Source organism: Streptomyces sp. NPDC048392 (assembly GCF_043200575.1).
Lineage (GTDB): Bacteria > Actinomycetota > Actinomycetes > Streptomycetales > Streptomycetaceae > Streptomyces.
Window position 1 is genome coordinate 159795 of record NZ_JBICYB010000012.1, and the last position, 17769, is coordinate 177563.

Consider the following 17769-nt stretch of genomic DNA (forward strand, 5'->3'; position numbering starts at 1 on the left):
CGCCCCCGCCCCGGGCCCCCTGGGAGCCTCCGCCCACGACCCCCACCGGCCCGGTGAGCTTCCCGCCGGGGCCCCAGGGGCCCGGCGCTGCGCCGCCGGGTGCCGGAGGGCCCGCCGCCCCGCCGGGTGCCGCACGGCTCGGCACCGCGTCGGGTTCTGAGTGGTCCGGTAGGGCGTCGTCGGGTCGTGAGGGGTCCGGCACCGTACCTCCGGGTTCTGAGCGGCCCGGTGCCGCGCCGTCGGAGGCCGGGCGGTCCGGCACCGTGCTGCCCGGAGGTGAGGGGACCGGCACGATATCGGACGCGACGGCCGGGCAGGTGGCCGGTGCCGGTGAGGGGGCGGTGTCGTCTCCTCCGCCGTCGGCTCCGCGGCCGGGCGGGCGGCCGGGTGGTGGCCCGCGTGGTCTCACCACCTCGGGGACCGGGGCCGCCGACCTCAGCGAGCCCTCCGCCGTGATGCCGCCGCCCGGGACCGCGTCGGAGCTGCCCCCGCTCCCGCCTCCGTTCGTCCCCTCGGTGCCTCCCGCCCCGGACGGCGCCGACCGTGACTACGTCGGCGCCGGGCCGCCCACCTACGACGCCGAGCCCAGCGCCTTGCCGCCCGCCGATCCCGACGGGCTCGACGGACTGGTCCCGGACACCGTGCTGGACGGCGCCCGGTACGGGACTTGCACGCTTCGAGCCGTCTCCGTGCGCGGGGACTCGCCCCGGTACCGGGGCGAGCAGCGCCGCGACGCGCTGCTCGTCGCCCGGTTCGGCACCGGCGAGCACGCGCTGATCCTGGTGGCGATGGCCACCGGCGCCCGCGCGACACCCGGCGCGCACCGGGCGGCGGCGGAGGTCTGCCGGTTGATCGGCCGCGCCGTGGGCCGCAGCCACGCCCGGCTCGCCGAGGACCTGCGGGCCGCCCGGCGCGGCGACCTGAAGTCCGGCCTGCACCGCCTCACCGACCGCAGTCTCGGCCGGCTCCGCGCCGGCGCCGTCGAACAGGGCCTCGCCCCGCACGAGTACGCGGCCACCCTGCGCTGCCTGCTGCTGCCCGCCGCCCCCGAGTGCCGCACACGGGTGTTCTTCGGCGTCGGCGCGGGTGGCCTGCTCCGGCTGCGCGACGGCGCCTGGCAGGACATGGAGCCGAGCGTCGGCGACGTCACGGGTGAGCCCGTCCTCGGCTTCGGCTCCGCGCCCAGGGGAACGCCGAGGAGCACGCCCGACGACGCGCCCAGCGAGACGCCCGCGGGCGACCGGCTCACCATGGACCTCGGCATCACCACGCCCCCCGGTCCGTACGAGGGACCGTCCGCCGAGCCGCCTCGCGAGCCCTTCCGCTTCCGGGCCTCCGTAGCCCGCCCGGGTGATGTGCTCCTGATGTGCACCACGGGCCTGGCCGAGCCGCTGTCGAGCGAGCCCGAGCTGGCCGAGTTCCTCGCGCGGCGATGGGCGCACCGCACCCCGCCCGGACTCGCGGAGTTCCTCGCCGACGGCCTCGTCCGGGTCAAGGGATACGCGGACGACCGTACGGCCGCCGCCGTTTGGGAGGCGTGAGGCCGCTCGCTGTGGCATAGCTGGAGCCATGGCCAAACAGAACGTCGCGGAACAGTTCGTCGACATCCTCACCCGCGCCGGGGTCCGGCGCCTCTACGGAGTCGTCGGCGACAGCCTCAACCCGGTCGTGGACGCCGTGCGCCGCCACTCCGGCATCGAATGGGTGCACGTGCGGCACGAGGAGACCGCCGCCTTCGCCGCGGGTGCGGAGGCGCAGATCACCGGGAAGCTGACCGCGTGCGCCGGCTCCTGCGGTCCCGGCAACCTCCACCTCATCAACGGGCTCTACGACGCCCACCGCTCCATGGCCCCCGTACTCGCCCTCGCCTCGCAGATCCCGTCGAGCGAGATCGGTCTCGGCTTCTTCCAGGAGACCCACCCCGACCAGCTGTTCCGCGAGTGCAGTCACTACAGCGAGCTGATCTCCAGCCCGAAGCAGATGCCGAGGCTGCTGCAGACCGCCATCCAGCACGCCGTCGGCCAGGGCGGCGTCAGCGTCGTCTCCCTGCCCGGCGACATCGCGGACGAGCCCGCTCGGGAGAAGGCCGCCGAGACCGCCCTGGTCACCTCCCGGCCCACCGTCCGCCCCGGCGACGAGGAGATCGACCGGCTGGTGCGGATGATCGACGACGCCGACAAGGTCACCCTGTTCTGCGGCAGCGGCACGGCGGGCGCGCACGCCGAGGTCATGGAGTTCGCCGGGAAGCTCAAGGCACCGGTGGGGCACGCCCTGCGCGGCAAGGAGTTCATCCAGTACGACAACCCCTTCGACGTCGGCATGAGCGGACTGCTCGGCTACGGCGCCGCCTACGAGGCCACCCACGAGTGCGATCTGCTGCTCCTGATCGGCACGGACTTCCCGTACAACGCCTTCCTGCCCGACGACGTGCAGATCGCCCAGATCGACGTCCGGCCCGAGCACCTGGGCCGGCGCTCCAAACTGGACCTCGCGGTGTGGGGCGACGCGCGGGAGACGCTGCGCTGTCTGATCCCACGGGTGAAGGAGAAGAAGAACCGCCGCTTCCTCGACCGGATGCTGAAGAAGCACGCGGACGCGCTGGAGGGCGTCGTCAAGGCGTACACCCGCAAGGTCGACAAGCACGTCCCGATCCATCCCGAGTACGTGGCCGCCATGCTGGACGAAATGGCCGACGACGACGCGGTGTTCACCGTGGACACCGGCATGTGCAACGTCTGGGCAGCCCGCTACATCTCGCCCAACGGCCGCCGCCGCATCATCGGTTCCTTCTCCCACGGCTCGATGGCGAACGCGCTGCCGATGGCGATCGGCGCCCAGTTCACCGACCGGCGCCGGCAGGTCGTCTCGATGTCGGGCGACGGCGGCTTCACCATGCTGATGGGCGACTTCCTCACCCTCGTCCAGCACGATCTGCCGGTGAAGGTCGTCCTCTTCAACAACTCCTCGCTCGGCATGGTGGAGTTGGAAATGCTGGTCGCGGGCCTGCCCTCGCACGGCGTGGCCAACAAGAACCCCGACTTCGCCGCAGTCGCCGAGGCCTGCGGCGCCTTCGGTGTACGGGTGGAGAAGCCCAAGGACCTGGCGGGGGCGCTGAAGGCCGCCTTCAAGCACAAGGGGCCGGCCCTCGTCGACGTCGTCACCGACCCCAACGCCCTGTCCATCCCGCCGAAGATCAGCGCCGACATGGTCAGCGGATTCGCCCTGTCCGCCTCGAAGATCGTCCTGGACGGCGGCGTCGGACGCATGGTCCAGATGGCCCGCTCGAACCTGCGCAACGTGCCCCGGCCGTGACCGGACGGGCAGTCCGCCCGAAACCGCATGACTGTCCGGGGCCCGAACGGGCAAGGCTTCCCCGTGAAGATGTTCGACCGGAGCGGGACCGGCCGGAGTGGGATCGACCAGAGCGGGACCGACCGGACATGACCGACCGGGGCATGACCGACCAGAGCGGCTCCGACCAGAGCGGGACCGGCCGGAGCGGGACAGACAGGGGGAGACGACATCAGCACGCCGACGGGGGACATGAAGGAGCAGACGGTGCCACAGCTCAGGCAACGGCTCGGCCGGGCGGACCTGCGGGCGGTGCCCGTGGCCCGGCGGGCCCTGCGTGAGCTGCTGCGGCACTGGGGCGAGCCCGGACGGTCGGAGGTCGCCGAGCTGCTCACCAGCGAGCTCGTGACCAACGCACTCGTGCACACCGACGAGGGCGCCGTCCTCACCGCGACGGTCGGCCCGCGCGCGCTGCGGGTCGAGGTACGGGACTTCGTGGGCCGGGGCCGGCAGCCCGGACCCCGTGCCCCGCAGGTCGAGGAGAGCACCAACGGCAGAGGGCTGGTCCTGGTGGAGTCCCTCGCCGACGACTGGGGCGTACGGCCCTGCGGGGCGGGCAAGTCGGTCTGGTTCGAACTGGGCACGGAAGCGGCCTGAGGCGCCGGAGACCCGGCGCCTCGGCTCGTCCCGTCCGGCGTGGTTCAGCCGAACTGCTGCTCCAGGTCCTTGAGCTTGCGCTCCAGGGAGTCCAGGCGGGGCAGGGCCTGGGTGTCGTCCTCCGCGGTGAGGTCCACGGTCGCCGGGTCAGACCCGTTCCGTACGGGCTGCAGGGAGGGCCGCCGGGCTGCGGGCAGTTGCTCCGGGGTGGATATGGCAGGCTCCGCGGTGGCGCGTTCCGAGCCGCGCTCGACCTGCTGCACCTCGACCTCGACCTGACGGCCGCCGCGGCCGGGGAAGCCGCGGTGGCCGTGGCCACGGCTGATCGCCTTGAGCTGTGCGCGCTCCAGCCGCTCCTGCTCGCGCCGCCGGAGCTTCTTCTCCTCCTTCTGGCGCCGGTCGTCGCGCACCTCCTCGACCGCCTCGTCCAGGCTGCGCACGCCCTCCAGGAGCATCAGCGACCAGGCGCGGTACGTCTCCCGGGGAGCACGCAGCCAGCGGACCATGCGGATCTGCGGCAGCGGACGCGGCACCAGACCCTGCTCGCGCAGAGCGGCCCGGCGGGTCTGCTTCAGGGCCCGGTCGAACAGCACGGCCGCCGACAGGGACATGCCCGCGAAGAAGTGCGGGGCGCCCGCGTGCCCCAGGCCGCGGGGCGCGTGCACCCAGTTGAACCAGGCCGCGGCGCACGCGAAGGCCCACACGAGTATGCGCGAGCCGAGCGCCGCGTCACCGTGGCTGGCCTCGCGCACCGCGAGAACGGAACAGAACATGGCCGCGCCGTCGAGTCCGAACGGGACCAGGTACTGCCAGCCGTCGCTCAGACCGAGGTTCTGCTCGCCGAAGCCGACCAGACCGTGGAAGGAGAGCGCCGCGGCGACCGCCGCACAGCAGAAGAGCAGGCCGTAGGAGAAGGTGCCGTAGAGGGCCTCCTTGCGCCGGCGGCGCTCCTCCATGCGCTCCCACGAGTCGTCCGCGCCCGCGTCCTTCCCCGAGGAACGCTTGCCGCGCGCGAGCACCGCCACCGCCGCCAGCATGCCCAGGAGCAGCACGGCGCCCGGAAGCAGCCAGTTCAGCGATATGTCGGTCAATCTCATCAGGGGTCCCTTGCAGTGGGATAGGGCGTAACGCCCGCCATGGTGGCCCAAACCCAGCGGCCCTCAGGGGGTTTCGCGGCAAGAGGCCGCCAAGAGAGTGCAGAGGGGGTGCCCAGGGCGGCGTTCTGCTCGAACTGCCGCATGAGGGGCGGGAGTTGAGTTCGAATAAGACTACCCGTACGAGTGGTTCCACGGGAAGTTGCCGCGTCGCGTGGGGATGTTGTGAAACAACGCCGCCGATCCTAGTCGACGATCTCGGGCCCGCTGACCACCCGTCAGTGGACGGGAGGGGTCACCCCGCCGTCGCGAGCAGCTTGCCGACCCGGTCCGCGTCGCAGGTGCGCGGGCAGGTCGCGCAGGTGTCCTCGGGGCGCAGGGTGTAGAACATGCAGCAGCTCGCCCGGTCCCGGGTGTGCAGCGGCTCGCCGTCCGGCCCCTTCAGCTCGCGGAACGCCGCGTCCCCGACGTACGGCTTGGTCGCGCCCGGCAGCAGCAGTTCCAGCTCGCGCCGCGCCCGTTCCTGCTCGCCGAGCAGATGGGCCACGTACCACAGGCCCTCGACGACCTCGTCGGTCGCCATGCCCCACAGGGCGCGTCCGCGCCGCCGCATCCGGGGGCCGAATCCGGCCAGCACCGGCTCCAGGTGTTCGGCGACCGAGGCCCGTACCTCGGCGCGCAGCGCCTCTTCGTCGGCGACCACCCGGGCGCCGGGCAGGGCGGCGGCCGGATCATCGGGGAGGCAGGCGAAACCGGCGGCACGCACGGCCATGCGGCCGAGGGGGAGCCCGGCGGCGGTGCGGTCGTAGGCCACCTGGGCCGCCGGGTAACGGGGCACCCGGCGGCCCAGGAACCACGGCACGGTGATCAGCAGACAGGCCGGCCACGCGTACCGGTGCAGTCCGAAGCTCGCGATCACGTCCGGCCGGGCCCGCTGCCCGTAGTCCCGCAGCACCTGGGCCTCGTCCCAGGCCAGAAACGCCGTCAGCTCCGGCCCGCCCGCGGCGAGCGAGGCGGCCGCGACCCAGTCCTCGCCGCGCGGAGGCTCGTCGCCCGCGGCCAGCTCGGTGACGCCCAGGCCCGGGAGGACCTCGGACAGGCGCGCGTAGGCGTCCGTGAAGGCCGAGCGGGCGACAGGCATGCGGGACCACCGATCCACGTCAGGGCAACGGGCTACTTAAAGGTAAGCCTTACCTTACCCAAAGCCTTTGGGATTTGAACTGACGGCCCCTGCCCTTATGGTGCTTGACGGGCAGGTGACAACCCGCCGTAATGACCCCAAGTACCGACACGTCCCGCAGGAGGACCCGTGAAGCCCAGCGCGCAGGGCGCCGCAGGAGCGGGGACCGGACGGGCGCGTGCGGCCGGTGCGGTGCGGGTTCCGGCGCAGCCCGGGGCGGCGGACGTGGCCCGGGACCGAGCCCGCCACGCCGGGGAACCGGACGGCGCGGCGCGCGGCGAGCACACCCACGGCGAACCGCCCGCAGCCGGCCCCTCCGCATCCCGCCCGCGTGACCTCGTCCGGCGTTCCTCCGTGCGCGGGCAGATCCTCGACGCGCTGCGCAGCGCACTGGTCACCGGCGAGCTGCGGCCCGGCGAGGTCTACTCGGCGCCCGCGCTCGGCGACCGGTTCGGTGTCTCGGCGACCCCCGTACGGGAGGCCATGCAGCAGCTGGCCCTGGAGGGCGCCGTCGAGGTCGTGCCCAACCGCGGCTTCCGCGTCGTCGAGCGCGGCGAGGGCGAACTGGCCGAGCTGGCCGAGGTCCGGGCCCTGATCGAGGTCCCGGTGTGGCTCCGCCTGGCCCGTACGGTGCCCGCCGAGCGCTGGGCCGAGCTGCGCCCCCTCGCCGAGGCCACCGTCCGGGCCGCGTCCGCAGGCTGCCCGGTCACGTACGCCGAGGCCGACCGCGCCTTCCACCGCGGGGTGCTCGCGCTGGCCGGCAACGAGCAGCTCGTCCGGATCGCCGGTGACGTGCACCGCCGCGCCCAGTGGCCGCCGGCCGGCGCACCCGCCGTGCGGGGGCGGGCCGACCTGGTCACCGACGCGCACGAGCACACGGCGCTGCTGGACGCGCTGATCGCCGGCGACCCGGACGTGGTGCGGGCCCTGGTCGGAGAACACTTCACCGGCACCCCCTGAGCGGCGCCGCCCGCCCGCCCGGACCTCCTGCCGCTATGGGCCTCCCGCCGCTACGGGACTTTCTGCCGCCACGAGGCTCCCGCCGTTCCGTACGGCTCGCGGGCACCTTCTTCCGTTCCGTACGGCTCGCGGGCACCTTCTTCGCGGGGGTCCGGCCCCCGCGGCCGTCCGGGGCGCCTGCCGTCACGCCGTGGCCGCGCCCGCGCCCGGTGGGGCCAGCTGTCGTGCCAGCCACGTCGGCACGCCCCCCAGCAGCCGGAACAGCCGCCGTGCCTCCTCCCGCAGCCGTGACGCCTCGGGTTCCGACTCCGCGTCCGCGAGCGACGCCAGTGCCGGTGCCGTACCGACGAGGTACCCCAGCTCCTCGCGGATGCGCAGCGACTCGGCGAAACCGTGCCGTGCCTCGGCCAGCTCCCCTTCCCGCAGGGCGAGGCCGGCCAGATGCCGCCAGGTGAAGGACTGGAGCAGCGGGTCGGCGTGCGCCGTGGCGCCGGCGTGGGCCCGCCGGTACGCCGCGCGGGCGGCCTGCGGCGAGCGGGTCAGGTTCTCCGCGAGCAGTCCGCGCCGGAAGTCCAGCAGCGCCCGCCCCCCGGCCCCCGGCGCGATCAGCGCCGCCGCACGGCCCAGCGCGGCCCGCGCCTCGTCGGCCCGGTCGCGCACCCCGTGCACCGTGGCGGCGTACGCGAGTTGCCCCCGTTCGCAGGCGGCCGCCCCGCGCTCGTCGTCGCTGTGGGCCAGGGCCTCCGCGGTGCGCAGCGCGTCCTCGGCCTCGGCCCAGCCCTGCTCCGTGTACAGGCACCGCTCCACCAGCAGCGTGGTCCGCTGCAAGGCGGTGTCCGCGGTGACCGGCTCCAGCAGGGCCGCCGCGTCGGCCCAGCAGCCGCGCGAACGCAACCGCCACACCGCGGTCTGGAGCGGATCGTCACCTTCGGTCGTTCCCCAGCCAGAACCAGCCATGGCGGAATGCGCCACGTCGCCCTCCCCTTAGCACGCCGTCGAGCTCTCGAGTGGTGGCCGCATCTCAGCATGGATCCGGCGGCCCGGCCAAGGGGATGGGTGAAACTTTTCACAAAGTCGTGGACTTCCCGCTCCCCGGGTTTGGGACCGGGCACGGGTGTCCCGGCGCCCACGGCTCAGCTCATACGCAGTGCCAGGAAGAAATCCAGCTTGTCCTCGAGGCGCGACAGGTCACGCCCCGTCAACTGCTCGATCCGCCCGACGCGGTAGCGCAGCGTGTTGACGTGCAGGTGGAGCCGGTTCGCGCAGCGCGTCCAGGAGCCGTCGCTGTCGAGGAAGGCCTCCAGCGTCGGGATCAGCTCGGCGCGGTGGCGGCGGTCGTAGTCCCGTAGCGGGTCGAGCAGCCGGGCGGTGAAGGCGCGGCGGACGTCGTCGGGGACGAAGGGGAGCAGGAGCACGTGCGAGGCCAGTTCCTGGTGGCCGGCCGCGCAGACCCGGCCGGGGCGCGCCGCGGCGACCCGGCGCGCGTGCCGGGCCTCCTCCAGTGCCCCGCGCAGCCCTTCCGCCGAGTGCACGGCCGCGCTGACGCCGAGCGTGACCCGCCCGTCGCCGTCCAGCCCCGCCGACAGGGGTTCCCGTACGGACGCCAGAAGCGCGTCCGCGAGGACACCGGCCTCGGAGCCGTCGTGCTCGCCGGAGACCGCCGGCAGCGGTACGAGGGCCACGGCCTCGTCACCGGTGTGCGCCACGGCGATGCGGTCGGACTGCTCGGGGCCGGTGGCGTGCGGGTCGACGAGGATCTCCTCCAGCAGGCTCTGCGCGACCCGGCCGGTCTCCTCGTCGCCGTCGTCCCACTCCACGCGGGCCACCACTACCTGCCAGTGCGGGGCGGCGCCGAGACCCGGCAGCAGCACCGGCGCCGCCACCCGCAGCCGGGCCGCGATCTCGGCGGGCGCGGCGCCCGTCTGCACCAGCTCCAGAACCTCGTGGGCGAGCCGCCGCCGCACCGTGCGTGCCGCGTCCCGCCGGTCCCGCTCGACCGCGATCAGCTGCGTGACGCCGTACAGCAGGTCGAGCCGCTCCCCGGCCCAGTCCCCGGCGTCCGCCTCGACGACCAGCAGCCAGTCGGACAGCACCGTCTCGCGCGCGTCCCGTCCGGCGCCCGCGCCCAGCGGGACCCGCGTCCCCCCGGGCGTCGCCGGGAGCCGGCCCCGGCCGCGCACCGGGAAGAGGCTGTACGTCGTGCCGCCCAGGGGCACCCGGTGCGGTGGGCGCCGGCCCGTGCGGGTGGCCGCGAGGTGCTCCGCCGCCAGCTTGGCGCACACGTCGGCGGAGAGCGCGGGATCCGCGTCCTTCGGGCCGGCGACCGGCCGTCCGGTGGGGGAGAGCACCCAGGCCCGCAGGTCGAGGTCGGAGCCGAGAAGGTCAAGAACCACGTCGGGGCCGCCGCCCGCCGGTCCCGAGGTCATCATCCGGCGGTGCCGGTCCACCACGGCCGCCAGGTCCCCGGCCCGCTCGCCGGACACCTGGCGCACGACGTGCTCGGTGATGGTCGCGAAGGCCACCGACTCGTGCACCGCGAACAGCGGCAGCCGGTGCCGCACGCACGCGAGCACCAGGTCCTCGGGCACGCTCCCCAGCTCCGCCTCACCGGCGGCCAGCGCTGCCACCCCGGCCTGCACCAGGAGGCGGACGAACGGCTCCGAGTCGGCGGCGTCCCGGCGCCAGGCCAGGCCGGTGAGCACCAGTTCGCCGCCCGAGAGATAGCGGCTGGGGTCCCGCAGGTCGGTGGTCATCACGCCCCGGACCGTGCGGTCCAGCTCGTCCTCGCCGCCGAGCAGCATGAGGCCCAGCGCGTCGGTGTCCAGCAGTGCGCGCAGCCGCATTCTCGTCGCCGCCGTTCTTTGTCTCGAAGTGTTCCAGGTCACGCGGCCGTGTCGCCCGTTTCCGTGGGAGAACGAGGAGGCTCCCGAGTACCTTCGTTCATACGAATCTACAAGATGCCCGCCCTGGCCAGCCAACTCCTTCATGGTTTCTGCGACTGACCCTGGTGGAGCACACGGCGGTGTACTGAGGCCATTCCACGTGAACAGCACATGAACGAGCCGGGTCACCGCCCACGGAATTGGCTCGATCTCCACTACCCACCACACGCGGACACCACCGGACGAAGTCGAGGAGGAGAGCCGGTCATGGACTTCCTTCGCCCCGCCAGCTGGGAGGAGGCGCTCGCCGCGAAGGCCGAGCACCCCACCGCTGTGCCGATCGCGGGTGGCACCGATGTGATGGTCGAGATCAACTTCGATCACCGCAGGCCCGACTACCTCATGGACCTCAACCGTATCGGCGACCTCGCCGAGTGGGAGGTCGGCGAGGACTCCGTACGGCTCGGTGCCTCCGTGCCCTACTCCGGGATCATGGCGAACCTGAGTACCGAGCTGCCGGGGCTCGCCCTCGCCTCGCACACGGTCGCCTCCCCGCAGATCCGCAACCGCGGCGGCGTGGGCGGGAACCTCGGCACCGCCTCCCCGGCGGGCGACGCCCACCCGGCGCTGCTGGCGGCCGGCGCGCAGGTCGAGGCCGAGTCGGTGCGCGGCAGGCGGCTGATCCCGATCGACGCGTTCTACACGGGCGTGAAGCGCAACGCGCTGGAGCCCGACGAGCTGATCCGCGCCGTGCACGTCGACAGGGCCGCAGGACCGCAGCAGTTCTCCAAGGTGGGCACCCGAAACGCCATGGTCATCGCCGTGTGCGCCTTCGGCCTCGCCCTGCACCCCGAAAGCCGCACGGTCCGCACCGGCATCGGCTCGGCCGCGCCGACCCCGGTCCGTGCGACGGCCGCCGAGGAGTTCCTGAACGCGGCGCTCGACGAGGGCGGCTTCTGGGACCACGGGAAGATCATCACCCCGTCGGCCGTCAAGCGGTTCGCGGACCTGTGCTCCGCCGCCTGCGACCCGGTCGACGACGTCCGGGGCACCGCGAGCTACCGCCGCCACGCGGTCGGCGTCATGGCCCGCCGGACGCTCACCTGGACCTGGGAGTCGTACCGCGGCGTCCGCCGTACCACGGAAGGAGCCGCGTGATGCGCGTCAACTTCACCGTCAACGGACGTCCGCAGGAAGCCGACGACGTGTGGGAGGGCGAGTCCCTGCTCCACGTACTGCGCGAGCGGCTGGGCCTGCCCGGCTCCAAGAACGCCTGCGAGCAGGGCGAGTGCGGCTCCTGCACGGTCCGCCTGGACGGCGTTCCGGTGTGCTCCTGCCTGGTGGCGGCCGGCCAGGCCGAGGGCCGGGAGGTCGTCACGGTCGAGGGTCTGGCGGAGTTCGCCCGGCAGCGTGCCGAGGGCCGCGTCACCGGCGCCCGCGGCGCAGAGGGCGCCTCGCTCGACGCGGCCAGGCGGTGGCGGGCCGCGGGGACCGGCTCGCAGACCGGCGACAGCGCCGGACTGGCCCCCGTCCAGCAGGCGTTCATCGAGGCCGGCGCCGTCCAGTGCGGCTTCTGCACGCCGGGACTGCTGGTGGCCGCCGACGAGATGCTGGAGCGTCACCCGGACCCGTCCGACGCGGACATCCGCGAGGCGCTCTCGGGCAACCTGTGCCGCTGCACGGGCTACGAGAAGATCATGGACGCGGTCCGTCTGGCCGCGGCCCGCCGGTCCGAGGGAGCGTGAGCATGGCCGCCAACGGCGCACCCACGAGGATCACCCAGGGCTCCGGGAGCAGGGGCGGCGTCGGCGAGTCCACGCTCCGTCCGGACGGCACCCTCAAGGTCACCGGAGAGTTCGCGTACTCGTCCGACATGTGGCACGAGGACATGCTCTGGGGGCAGACCCTGCGCTCCCCCGTCGCACACGCCGAGATCGTGTCCGTCGACACCGGCGAGGCGCTCGCCCTGCCCGGTGTGCACGCCGTCATGACGTACGAGGACCTGCCGACCGGCGTACGCCACTACGGCCTGGAGATCCAGGACACCCCGGTCCTCGCCCACGGCAAGGTCCGCCACCACGGTGAGCCGGTCGCCATCGTCGCCGCCGACCATCCGGAGACCGCGCGCCGCGCCGCCGCGAAGATCAAGGTCGAGTACAGGGAGCTGCCGGTCATCACCGACGAGGCCTCCGCGACCGCCCCCGACGCGGTCCTCGTCCACGAGGACCGCGACGACCACCACATCGCCCACGTCCCGCACCCCAACATCGTGCACCGTCAGCCGATCGTGCGCGGCGACGCCGACGAGGCCGCCGGGCGCGCCGACGTGATCGTCACGGGCGACTACCGCTTCGGCATGCAGGACCAGGCATTCCTCGGCCCCGAGTCCGGTCTCGCGGTCCCCTCGGAGGACGGCGGAGTCGACCTCTACATCGCCACCCAGTGGCTCCACTCCGACCTGCGCCAGATCGCCCCCGTGCTCGGCCTGCCCAAGGACAAGGTGCGGATGACGCTGTCCGGCGTGGGCGGCGCCTTCGGCGGGCGCGAGGACCTGTCGATGCAGATCCACGCCTGCCTGCTCGCGCTGCGCACCGGCAAGCCCGTCAAGATCGTCTACAACCGCTTCGAGTCCTTCTTCGGCCACGTCCACCGCCACCCGGCCAGGCTCCACTACGAGCACGGCGCCACCCGGGACGGCCGGCTCACGCACATGAAGTGCCGGATCGTCCTGGACGGCGGCGCCTACGCCTCCGCCTCCCCGGCGGTCGTCGGCAACGCCTCCTCGCTGTCCGCCGGCCCGTACGTGATCGACGACGTGGAGATCGAGGCCCTCGCCCTCTACTCCAACAACCCGCCCTGCGGCGCCATGCGCGGCTTCGGCGCGGTCCAGGCGTGCTTCGCCTACGAGGCGCAGATGGACAAGGTGGCCGCGGAACTCGGCATGGACCCGGTGGAGTTCCGCCGGATCAACGCCATGGAGCAGGGCACGGTCATGCCCACCGGCCAGCCGGTCGACTCCCCGGCGCCGGTCGCCGAACTCCTGCGCCGAGTCAAGGCGATGCCTATGCCGCCGGAGCGCCAGTGGGAGTCCAGCGAAGGCGCCGACGTACGGCAGCTGCCCGGCGGTCTGTCCAACACCACGCACGGCGAGGGCGTCGTCAGGGGCGTCGGCTACGCGGTCGGCATCAAGAACGTCGGCTTCTCCGAGGGCTTCGACGACTACTCCACCGCCAAGGTCCGCATGGAGGTCGTCGGCGGCCGGCCCGTCGCCACCGTGCACACGGCGATGGCGGAGGTCGGCCAGGGCGGCGTCACCGTCCACGCGCAGATCGCCCGCACCGAGCTGGGCGTCACGCAGGTCACCATCCACCCCGCCGACACGCAGGTGGGCTCGGCCGGCTCCACCTCGGCCTCCCGGCAGACATACGTCACCGGCGGCGCCGTGAAGAACGCCTGCGAGAGCGTGCGCGAGAAGATCCTGCGGATCGGCCGCCGCAAGCTCGGCTCCCGGCACCCGGCCTGGGCGAGTGCCGAACTCCTCCTGGAGGGCGGCAAGGTCGTCACCGACGGCGGCGAGGTCCTCGCCGACCTGGCCGACATCCTGGAGGACGAGGCCGTCGAGGTCGAGGAGGAGTGGCGGCACCGGCCGACCGAGCCCTTCGACCTGCGCACCGGCCAGGGCAACGGCCACGTCCAGTACTCCTTCGCCGCGCACCGCGCGGTCGTCGACGTCGACACCGAACTCGGCCTGGTCAAGGTGATCGAACTGGCCTGCGCCCAGGACGTCGGCAAGGCACTCAACCCGCTCTCCGTCGTCGGCCAGATCCAGGGCGGCACCATCCAGGGCATGGGAATCGCGGTGATGGAGGAGATCGTCGTCGATCCCGTGACCGCGAAGGTCCGCAACCCCTCCTTCACGGACTACCTGCTCCCCACGATTCTCGACACGCCGGCCCTCCCGGTCGACGTGCTCGAACTCGCCGACGACCACGCGCCCTACGGGCTGCGCGGTGTCGGTGAGGCCCCGACCCTGTCGTCGACTCCGGCGGTCCTCGCGGCCGTCCGGGACGCGACCGGGCTGGCGCTCGACCGCACGCCGGTACGACCGGAACACCTGACCGGTACGGCGGGCCAAGACCCTCCGGGCGGCGCACGGAACGTCACACACTCCGCGCCGCCCGGAGCACAGACCAAGCCCCGCTCCGCTCGCGGCGCTTGAAGTACCACCACACATGCGTTCGTCTCGGGCCGTCCCCCGGGTCGTGCTCATCCCAAATCCCGCGACCGCCCCAGCGGCCGACCGGGTGCACCTATGAACCTTGGGAGACGGCCCCATGACCCAGCAGTCAGTGGAGCCCGAGATCACCGCCGAGGACGCGGGCGCGGGTTGCCGCGTCCCCGGCGGACGGTCCTGGCTCGACCGGTACTTTCACATATCCCACAGAGGATCCACGGTCGCGCGTGAGGTGCGCGGCGGCGTCACCACCTTCATGGCGATGGCGTACATCGTCCTTCTCAACCCCGTGATCCTGTCCGGCAAGGACGCGGCGGGCGACACCCTGGGCCAGCAGGCCCTGATCACCGCTACGGCGTTCGCCGCGGCGCTCACCACGCTCCTGATGGGCTTCGTCGGCAAGGTGCCGCTCGCCCTGGCCGCCGGGCTCTCGGTGTCCGGGGTGATCGCCGGGCAGGTCGTTCCCCAGATGACCTGGCCGCAGGCCATGGGCATGTGCGTGATGTACGGCGTGGTCATCATGCTGCTCGTGGTCACCGGGCTGCGCGAGATGATCATGAACGCGATCCCGCTGGCCCTCAAGCACGGCATCACCATGGGCATCGGCCTGTTCATCGCCATCATCGGCCTGGTCAAGGGCGGCTTCGTCCACGCCGGCCAGGCGACCCCGCTCACCCTCGGCCCCGCGGGAGAACTGGCGGGCTGGCCCGTCCTGCTCTTCGCGGGCACCCTGCTGCTGATCTTCATGCTGCAGGCGCGCAACACGCCCGGCGCGATCCTGATCGGCATCGTCACCGGCACGGTCGTGGCGGCGCTGCTGAACGCCACCGGGGTCATCGATCCCGGGCAGTGGGCCAACGGCGCTCCCGAACTGCACGGCAGCGCGGTCTCCATGCCCGACTTCTCGCTCTTCGGCGACCTGGAGTTCGGCGGCTGGGGCGAGGTCGGCGCGATGACGGTCGGCATGATCGTCTTCACGCTGGTGCTGGCCGGGTTCTTCGACGCGATGGCCACCATCATCGGCGTCGGCACCGAGGCGAAGCTCGCCGACGACAGGGGCCGCATGCCGGGCCTGTCGAAGGCGCTGTTCATCGACGGCGCCGGCGGTGCCATCGGCGGCGTGGCGGGCGGCTCCGGCCAGACCGTCTTCGTCGAGTCCGCGACCGGCGTCGGGGAGGGGGCCCGCACCGGGCTCGCCTCGGTCGTCACCGGCCTGTTCTTCGCGGGCTGCCTCTTCTTCACGCCGATCACCGCGATCGTGCCGCAGGAGGTGGCCTCCGCCGCGCTGGTCGTCATCGGAGCGATGATGATGATGAACGCCCGGCACGTGGACTGGGCCGACCGGGCCACCGCGATCCCGGTCTTCCTGACCGTCGTCCTGATGCCGTTCACGTACTCGATCACGGCCGGTGTCGCCGCCGGCGTCATCTCCTACGTCGCCATCAAGGCCGCCCAGGGCAAGGCCAGGGAGATCGGCGTGTTCATGTGGGCCCTGACGGTGATCTTCGTCGTCTACTTCGCCCTCGACCCGATCGAGAGCTGGATGGGCGTGCACTAGCCGCCGCCCGGGGAACCCGGGGCACACCCCTTGCCCGAGGAGACCGACACATGCTGGACATCGCCGAGGAGCTGAACCGGTGGGTCGAGCGGGGACGCGACTTCGCCGTGGCCACCGTGGTGGCCGTCGAGGGCAGCGCCCCCCGCCGGCCCGGCGCCGCCCTCGCGGTGGACGCCGACGGCACGGTGGTCGGCTCGGTCTCCGGAGGCTGTGTGGAAGGGGCCGTGTACGAGCTGTGCCGGCACGCGCTCCAGACCGGCGAAACCGTGCTGGAGCGCTTCGGACACGGCGACGAGGACGCCTTCGCCGTGGGTCTGACCTGCGGCGGGGTCATCGACATCCTCGTCACGCCGGTACGGGTGGCCGATCCCGTCCGCCCGGTACTGGCCGCCGCGCTCGCCGCCGCCGCGCGCGGTGGGACGGCGGCGGTGGCCCGGATCGTCAGCGGTCCGGCGGAACTGGTGGGCCGCGCGCTCCTCGTCCGGGCGGACGGCTCCCGCACCGGCGGCTTCGGCGGACACCCCGACCTGGACCGCACGGCGGCCGCCGAGGCCGGCGCCTTCCTGGACGCGGGGCGCACCGGCACCCTGGAGACCGGCGCGCGGGGCTCGCGCTGCGGAGCACCGCTCACGCTGCTGATCGAGTCCTCGGTCCCGGCACCCCGCATGATCGTCTTCGGTGCGGTCGACTTCGCCTCGGCACTGGTCCGGGCCGGCAGGTTCCTCGGCTACCACGTGACGGTCTGCGACGCCCGCCCCGTCTTCGCCACCAGGGCCCGCTTCCCGGACGCGGACGAGATCGTCGTCGAGTGGCCCCACGAGTACCTGCGGCGCACCGAGGTCGACGCGCGCACGGCGCTGTGCGTCCTGACCCACGACGCCAAGTTCGACGTACCGCTGCTCCGGCTGGCGCTGCGCCTGCCGGTGGCCTACGTCGGCGCCATGGGCTCCCGCCGCACCCACCTGGACCGCACCGCCCGCCTGCGCGAGGTCGGCGTGAGCGACCTGGAGCTGACGCGCCTCAGGTCGCCGATCGGCCTCGACCTCGGTGCCCGCACCCCCGAGGAGACGGCCCTGTCCATCGCCGCCGAGATCGTCGCGACCCGCCACGGCGGCACCGGCGCCTCCCTGACCGGCGCCGGCACCCCGATCCACCACGACGGCGCGACGGCACCGGACGGCCGGGCCGGTTCGGTTCGGTGACCTGTGAGGTGCTCAGTCACGTCCCCGCGCCCGCGGCCGTCCCTCGGCGGCCGGTGAACCGGACGGACCGCGGCCGGCGGACGGGCTGTGGGCGCGCGGTGCGATGCCGAGGTCGAAGCGCATGTCTCCCCGCAGGTCCTGCAGGAGACTGCGGGCGGCGTCGAGACGGGAGCGGATCCGCCGGGGGCCGTCCTCCTCGCGCGGGGTTCCCGCGTGCAGCCGCTTGAGCATCCCGTAGGCCTGGTTCAGTTCGCGGTTGACCGCTGAGGCGGTGGCCAGCACGGGTTCCGGCACGACCATCTGCGCCTCCGCGTAGCAGGCTCGGTAGGCACCGCGTACGTCCTCCAGGTTCGCGAGCTCCTCCACCGGCCCCCGATCGTCACCGTCCCGGTCCGGCGACAGTCGGTGAAACTCGTCGGTCAGTGCTCCGAAGTAGCGACGGGCGGCCTGGTTCAGAGCGATGTAGTTCGCCCGGCGCAACTCGTACACCCTTTCCTTCTCACGGGCCTCGTCCTCCATCCGCCGCTGGTGCTCCGCATCGCGGCGCTCCGCGTCCCGTGACCGTTCCGCGCCGCGCTGGGTCAGCCAGGTCGCGCAGAGCGTCCCGCACACGCCGACGACGGCAGCGATCAGTGCCTCCATCCAAGAGCCCTTCTCTCCTCTGCCGGTCGCCGAGTGCGAACGCGACCGGCACGCCTCTGCCGGCCTACG

14 protein-coding genes are annotated in these 17769 nt (G+C 73.2%); 9 read left to right on the top strand and 5 right to left on the bottom strand.

Annotation, left to right across the window (positions count from 1 at the left end; genetic code table 11):
- The first annotated feature begins 515 nt into the window (after positions 1-515).
- The 3 genes from ACGFYH_RS18610 to ACGFYH_RS18620 all read left to right on the top strand — a co-directional run bounded on the left by ACGFYH_RS18610 (position 516) and on the right by ACGFYH_RS18620 (position 3948).
- Entirely contained in the window at positions 516-1541 is a 1026-nt protein-coding gene (locus tag ACGFYH_RS18610; RefSeq protein WP_393804206.1) for a protein phosphatase 2C domain-containing protein, read from the top strand.
- 28 nt (positions 1542-1569) lie between these two features.
- Entirely contained in the window at positions 1570-3312 is a 1743-nt protein-coding gene (locus ACGFYH_RS18615; RefSeq protein ID WP_393804207.1) for a pyruvate dehydrogenase, read from the top strand.
- Between the two features lie 231 nt (positions 3313-3543).
- The gene (locus tag ACGFYH_RS18620) at positions 3544-3948 is read left to right on the top strand and encodes an ATP-binding protein (protein ID WP_393804208.1); all 405 of its coding nucleotides are present in this window, start codon (positions 3544-3546) and stop codon (positions 3946-3948) included.
- A gap of 44 nt (positions 3949-3992) precedes the next feature.
- On the opposite strand, the gene ACGFYH_RS18625 is transcribed toward ACGFYH_RS18620, so the two are convergent.
- Together ACGFYH_RS18625 and ACGFYH_RS18630 are read right to left on the bottom strand one after the other, a co-directional pair.
- On the bottom strand, positions 3993-5045 hold the full coding sequence (locus ACGFYH_RS18625) for a DUF2637 domain-containing protein (protein ID WP_393804209.1): 1053 nt from the start codon (positions 5043-5045) through the stop codon (positions 3993-3995).
- Positions 5046-5337: 292 nt separating this feature from the next.
- Positions 5338-6183: a (2Fe-2S)-binding protein gene (locus ACGFYH_RS18630; RefSeq protein WP_393804210.1), complete on the bottom strand. Its 846-nt coding sequence runs from the start codon at positions 6181-6183 to the stop codon at positions 5338-5340.
- 168 nt (positions 6184-6351) lie between these two features.
- Here ACGFYH_RS18630 and ACGFYH_RS18635 point away from each other — a divergent pair, with 168 nt between their 5' ends.
- On the top strand, positions 6352-7182 hold the full coding sequence (locus ACGFYH_RS18635) for a GntR family transcriptional regulator (RefSeq protein ID WP_393804211.1): 831 nt from the start codon (positions 6352-6354) through the stop codon (positions 7180-7182).
- A gap of 183 nt (positions 7183-7365) precedes the next feature.
- On the opposite strand, the gene ACGFYH_RS18640 is transcribed toward ACGFYH_RS18635, so the two are convergent.
- A complete protein-coding gene (locus tag ACGFYH_RS18640; protein ID WP_393804212.1) occupies positions 7366-8154 on the bottom strand; it encodes a hypothetical protein in 789 nt (262 codons plus the stop codon).
- 161 nt (positions 8155-8315) lie between these two features.
- Positions 8316-10025, bottom strand: a complete 1710-nt coding sequence (locus tag ACGFYH_RS18645) for a PucR family transcriptional regulator (RefSeq protein WP_393804213.1) — start codon at positions 10023-10025, stop codon at positions 8316-8318.
- A 306-nt stretch (positions 10026-10331) separates the two neighbouring features.
- Here ACGFYH_RS18645 and ACGFYH_RS18650 point away from each other — a divergent pair, with 306 nt between their 5' ends.
- The 5 genes from ACGFYH_RS18650 to ACGFYH_RS18670 all read left to right on the top strand — a co-directional run bounded on the left by ACGFYH_RS18650 (position 10332) and on the right by ACGFYH_RS18670 (position 17058).
- Positions 10332-11222, top strand: coding sequence for an FAD binding domain-containing protein (locus tag ACGFYH_RS18650; RefSeq protein WP_393804214.1), 891 nt, complete (start codon positions 10332-10334; stop codon positions 11220-11222).
- Entirely contained in the window at positions 11222-11809 is a 588-nt protein-coding gene (locus ACGFYH_RS18655; RefSeq protein WP_393804215.1) for a (2Fe-2S)-binding protein, read from the top strand. The genes ACGFYH_RS18650 and ACGFYH_RS18655 overlap by 1 nt, the downstream gene beginning before the upstream one ends.
- 2 nt (positions 11810-11811) lie before the next feature.
- Entirely contained in the window at positions 11812-14283 is a 2472-nt protein-coding gene (locus ACGFYH_RS18660) for a xanthine dehydrogenase family protein molybdopterin-binding subunit (protein WP_393804216.1), read from the top strand.
- Between the two features lie 115 nt (positions 14284-14398).
- Positions 14399-15856 carry an NCS2 family permease gene (locus ACGFYH_RS18665; RefSeq protein ID WP_393804217.1) on the top strand — a complete coding sequence of 486 codons (1458 nt, stop codon included), beginning with the start codon at positions 14399-14401 and terminating at the stop codon, positions 15854-15856.
- Positions 15857-15906: 50 nt separating this feature from the next.
- A complete protein-coding gene (locus ACGFYH_RS18670; RefSeq protein WP_393804218.1) occupies positions 15907-17058 on the top strand; it encodes an XdhC family protein in 1152 nt (383 codons plus the stop codon).
- Between the two features lie 12 nt (positions 17059-17070).
- Here the strand turns inward: ACGFYH_RS18670 and ACGFYH_RS18675 are convergent, their stop codons facing one another.
- Positions 17071-17700, bottom strand: a complete 630-nt coding sequence (locus ACGFYH_RS18675; RefSeq protein ID WP_393804219.1) for a hypothetical protein — start codon at positions 17698-17700, stop codon at positions 17071-17073.
- Positions 17701-17769: the final 69 nt, after the last annotated feature.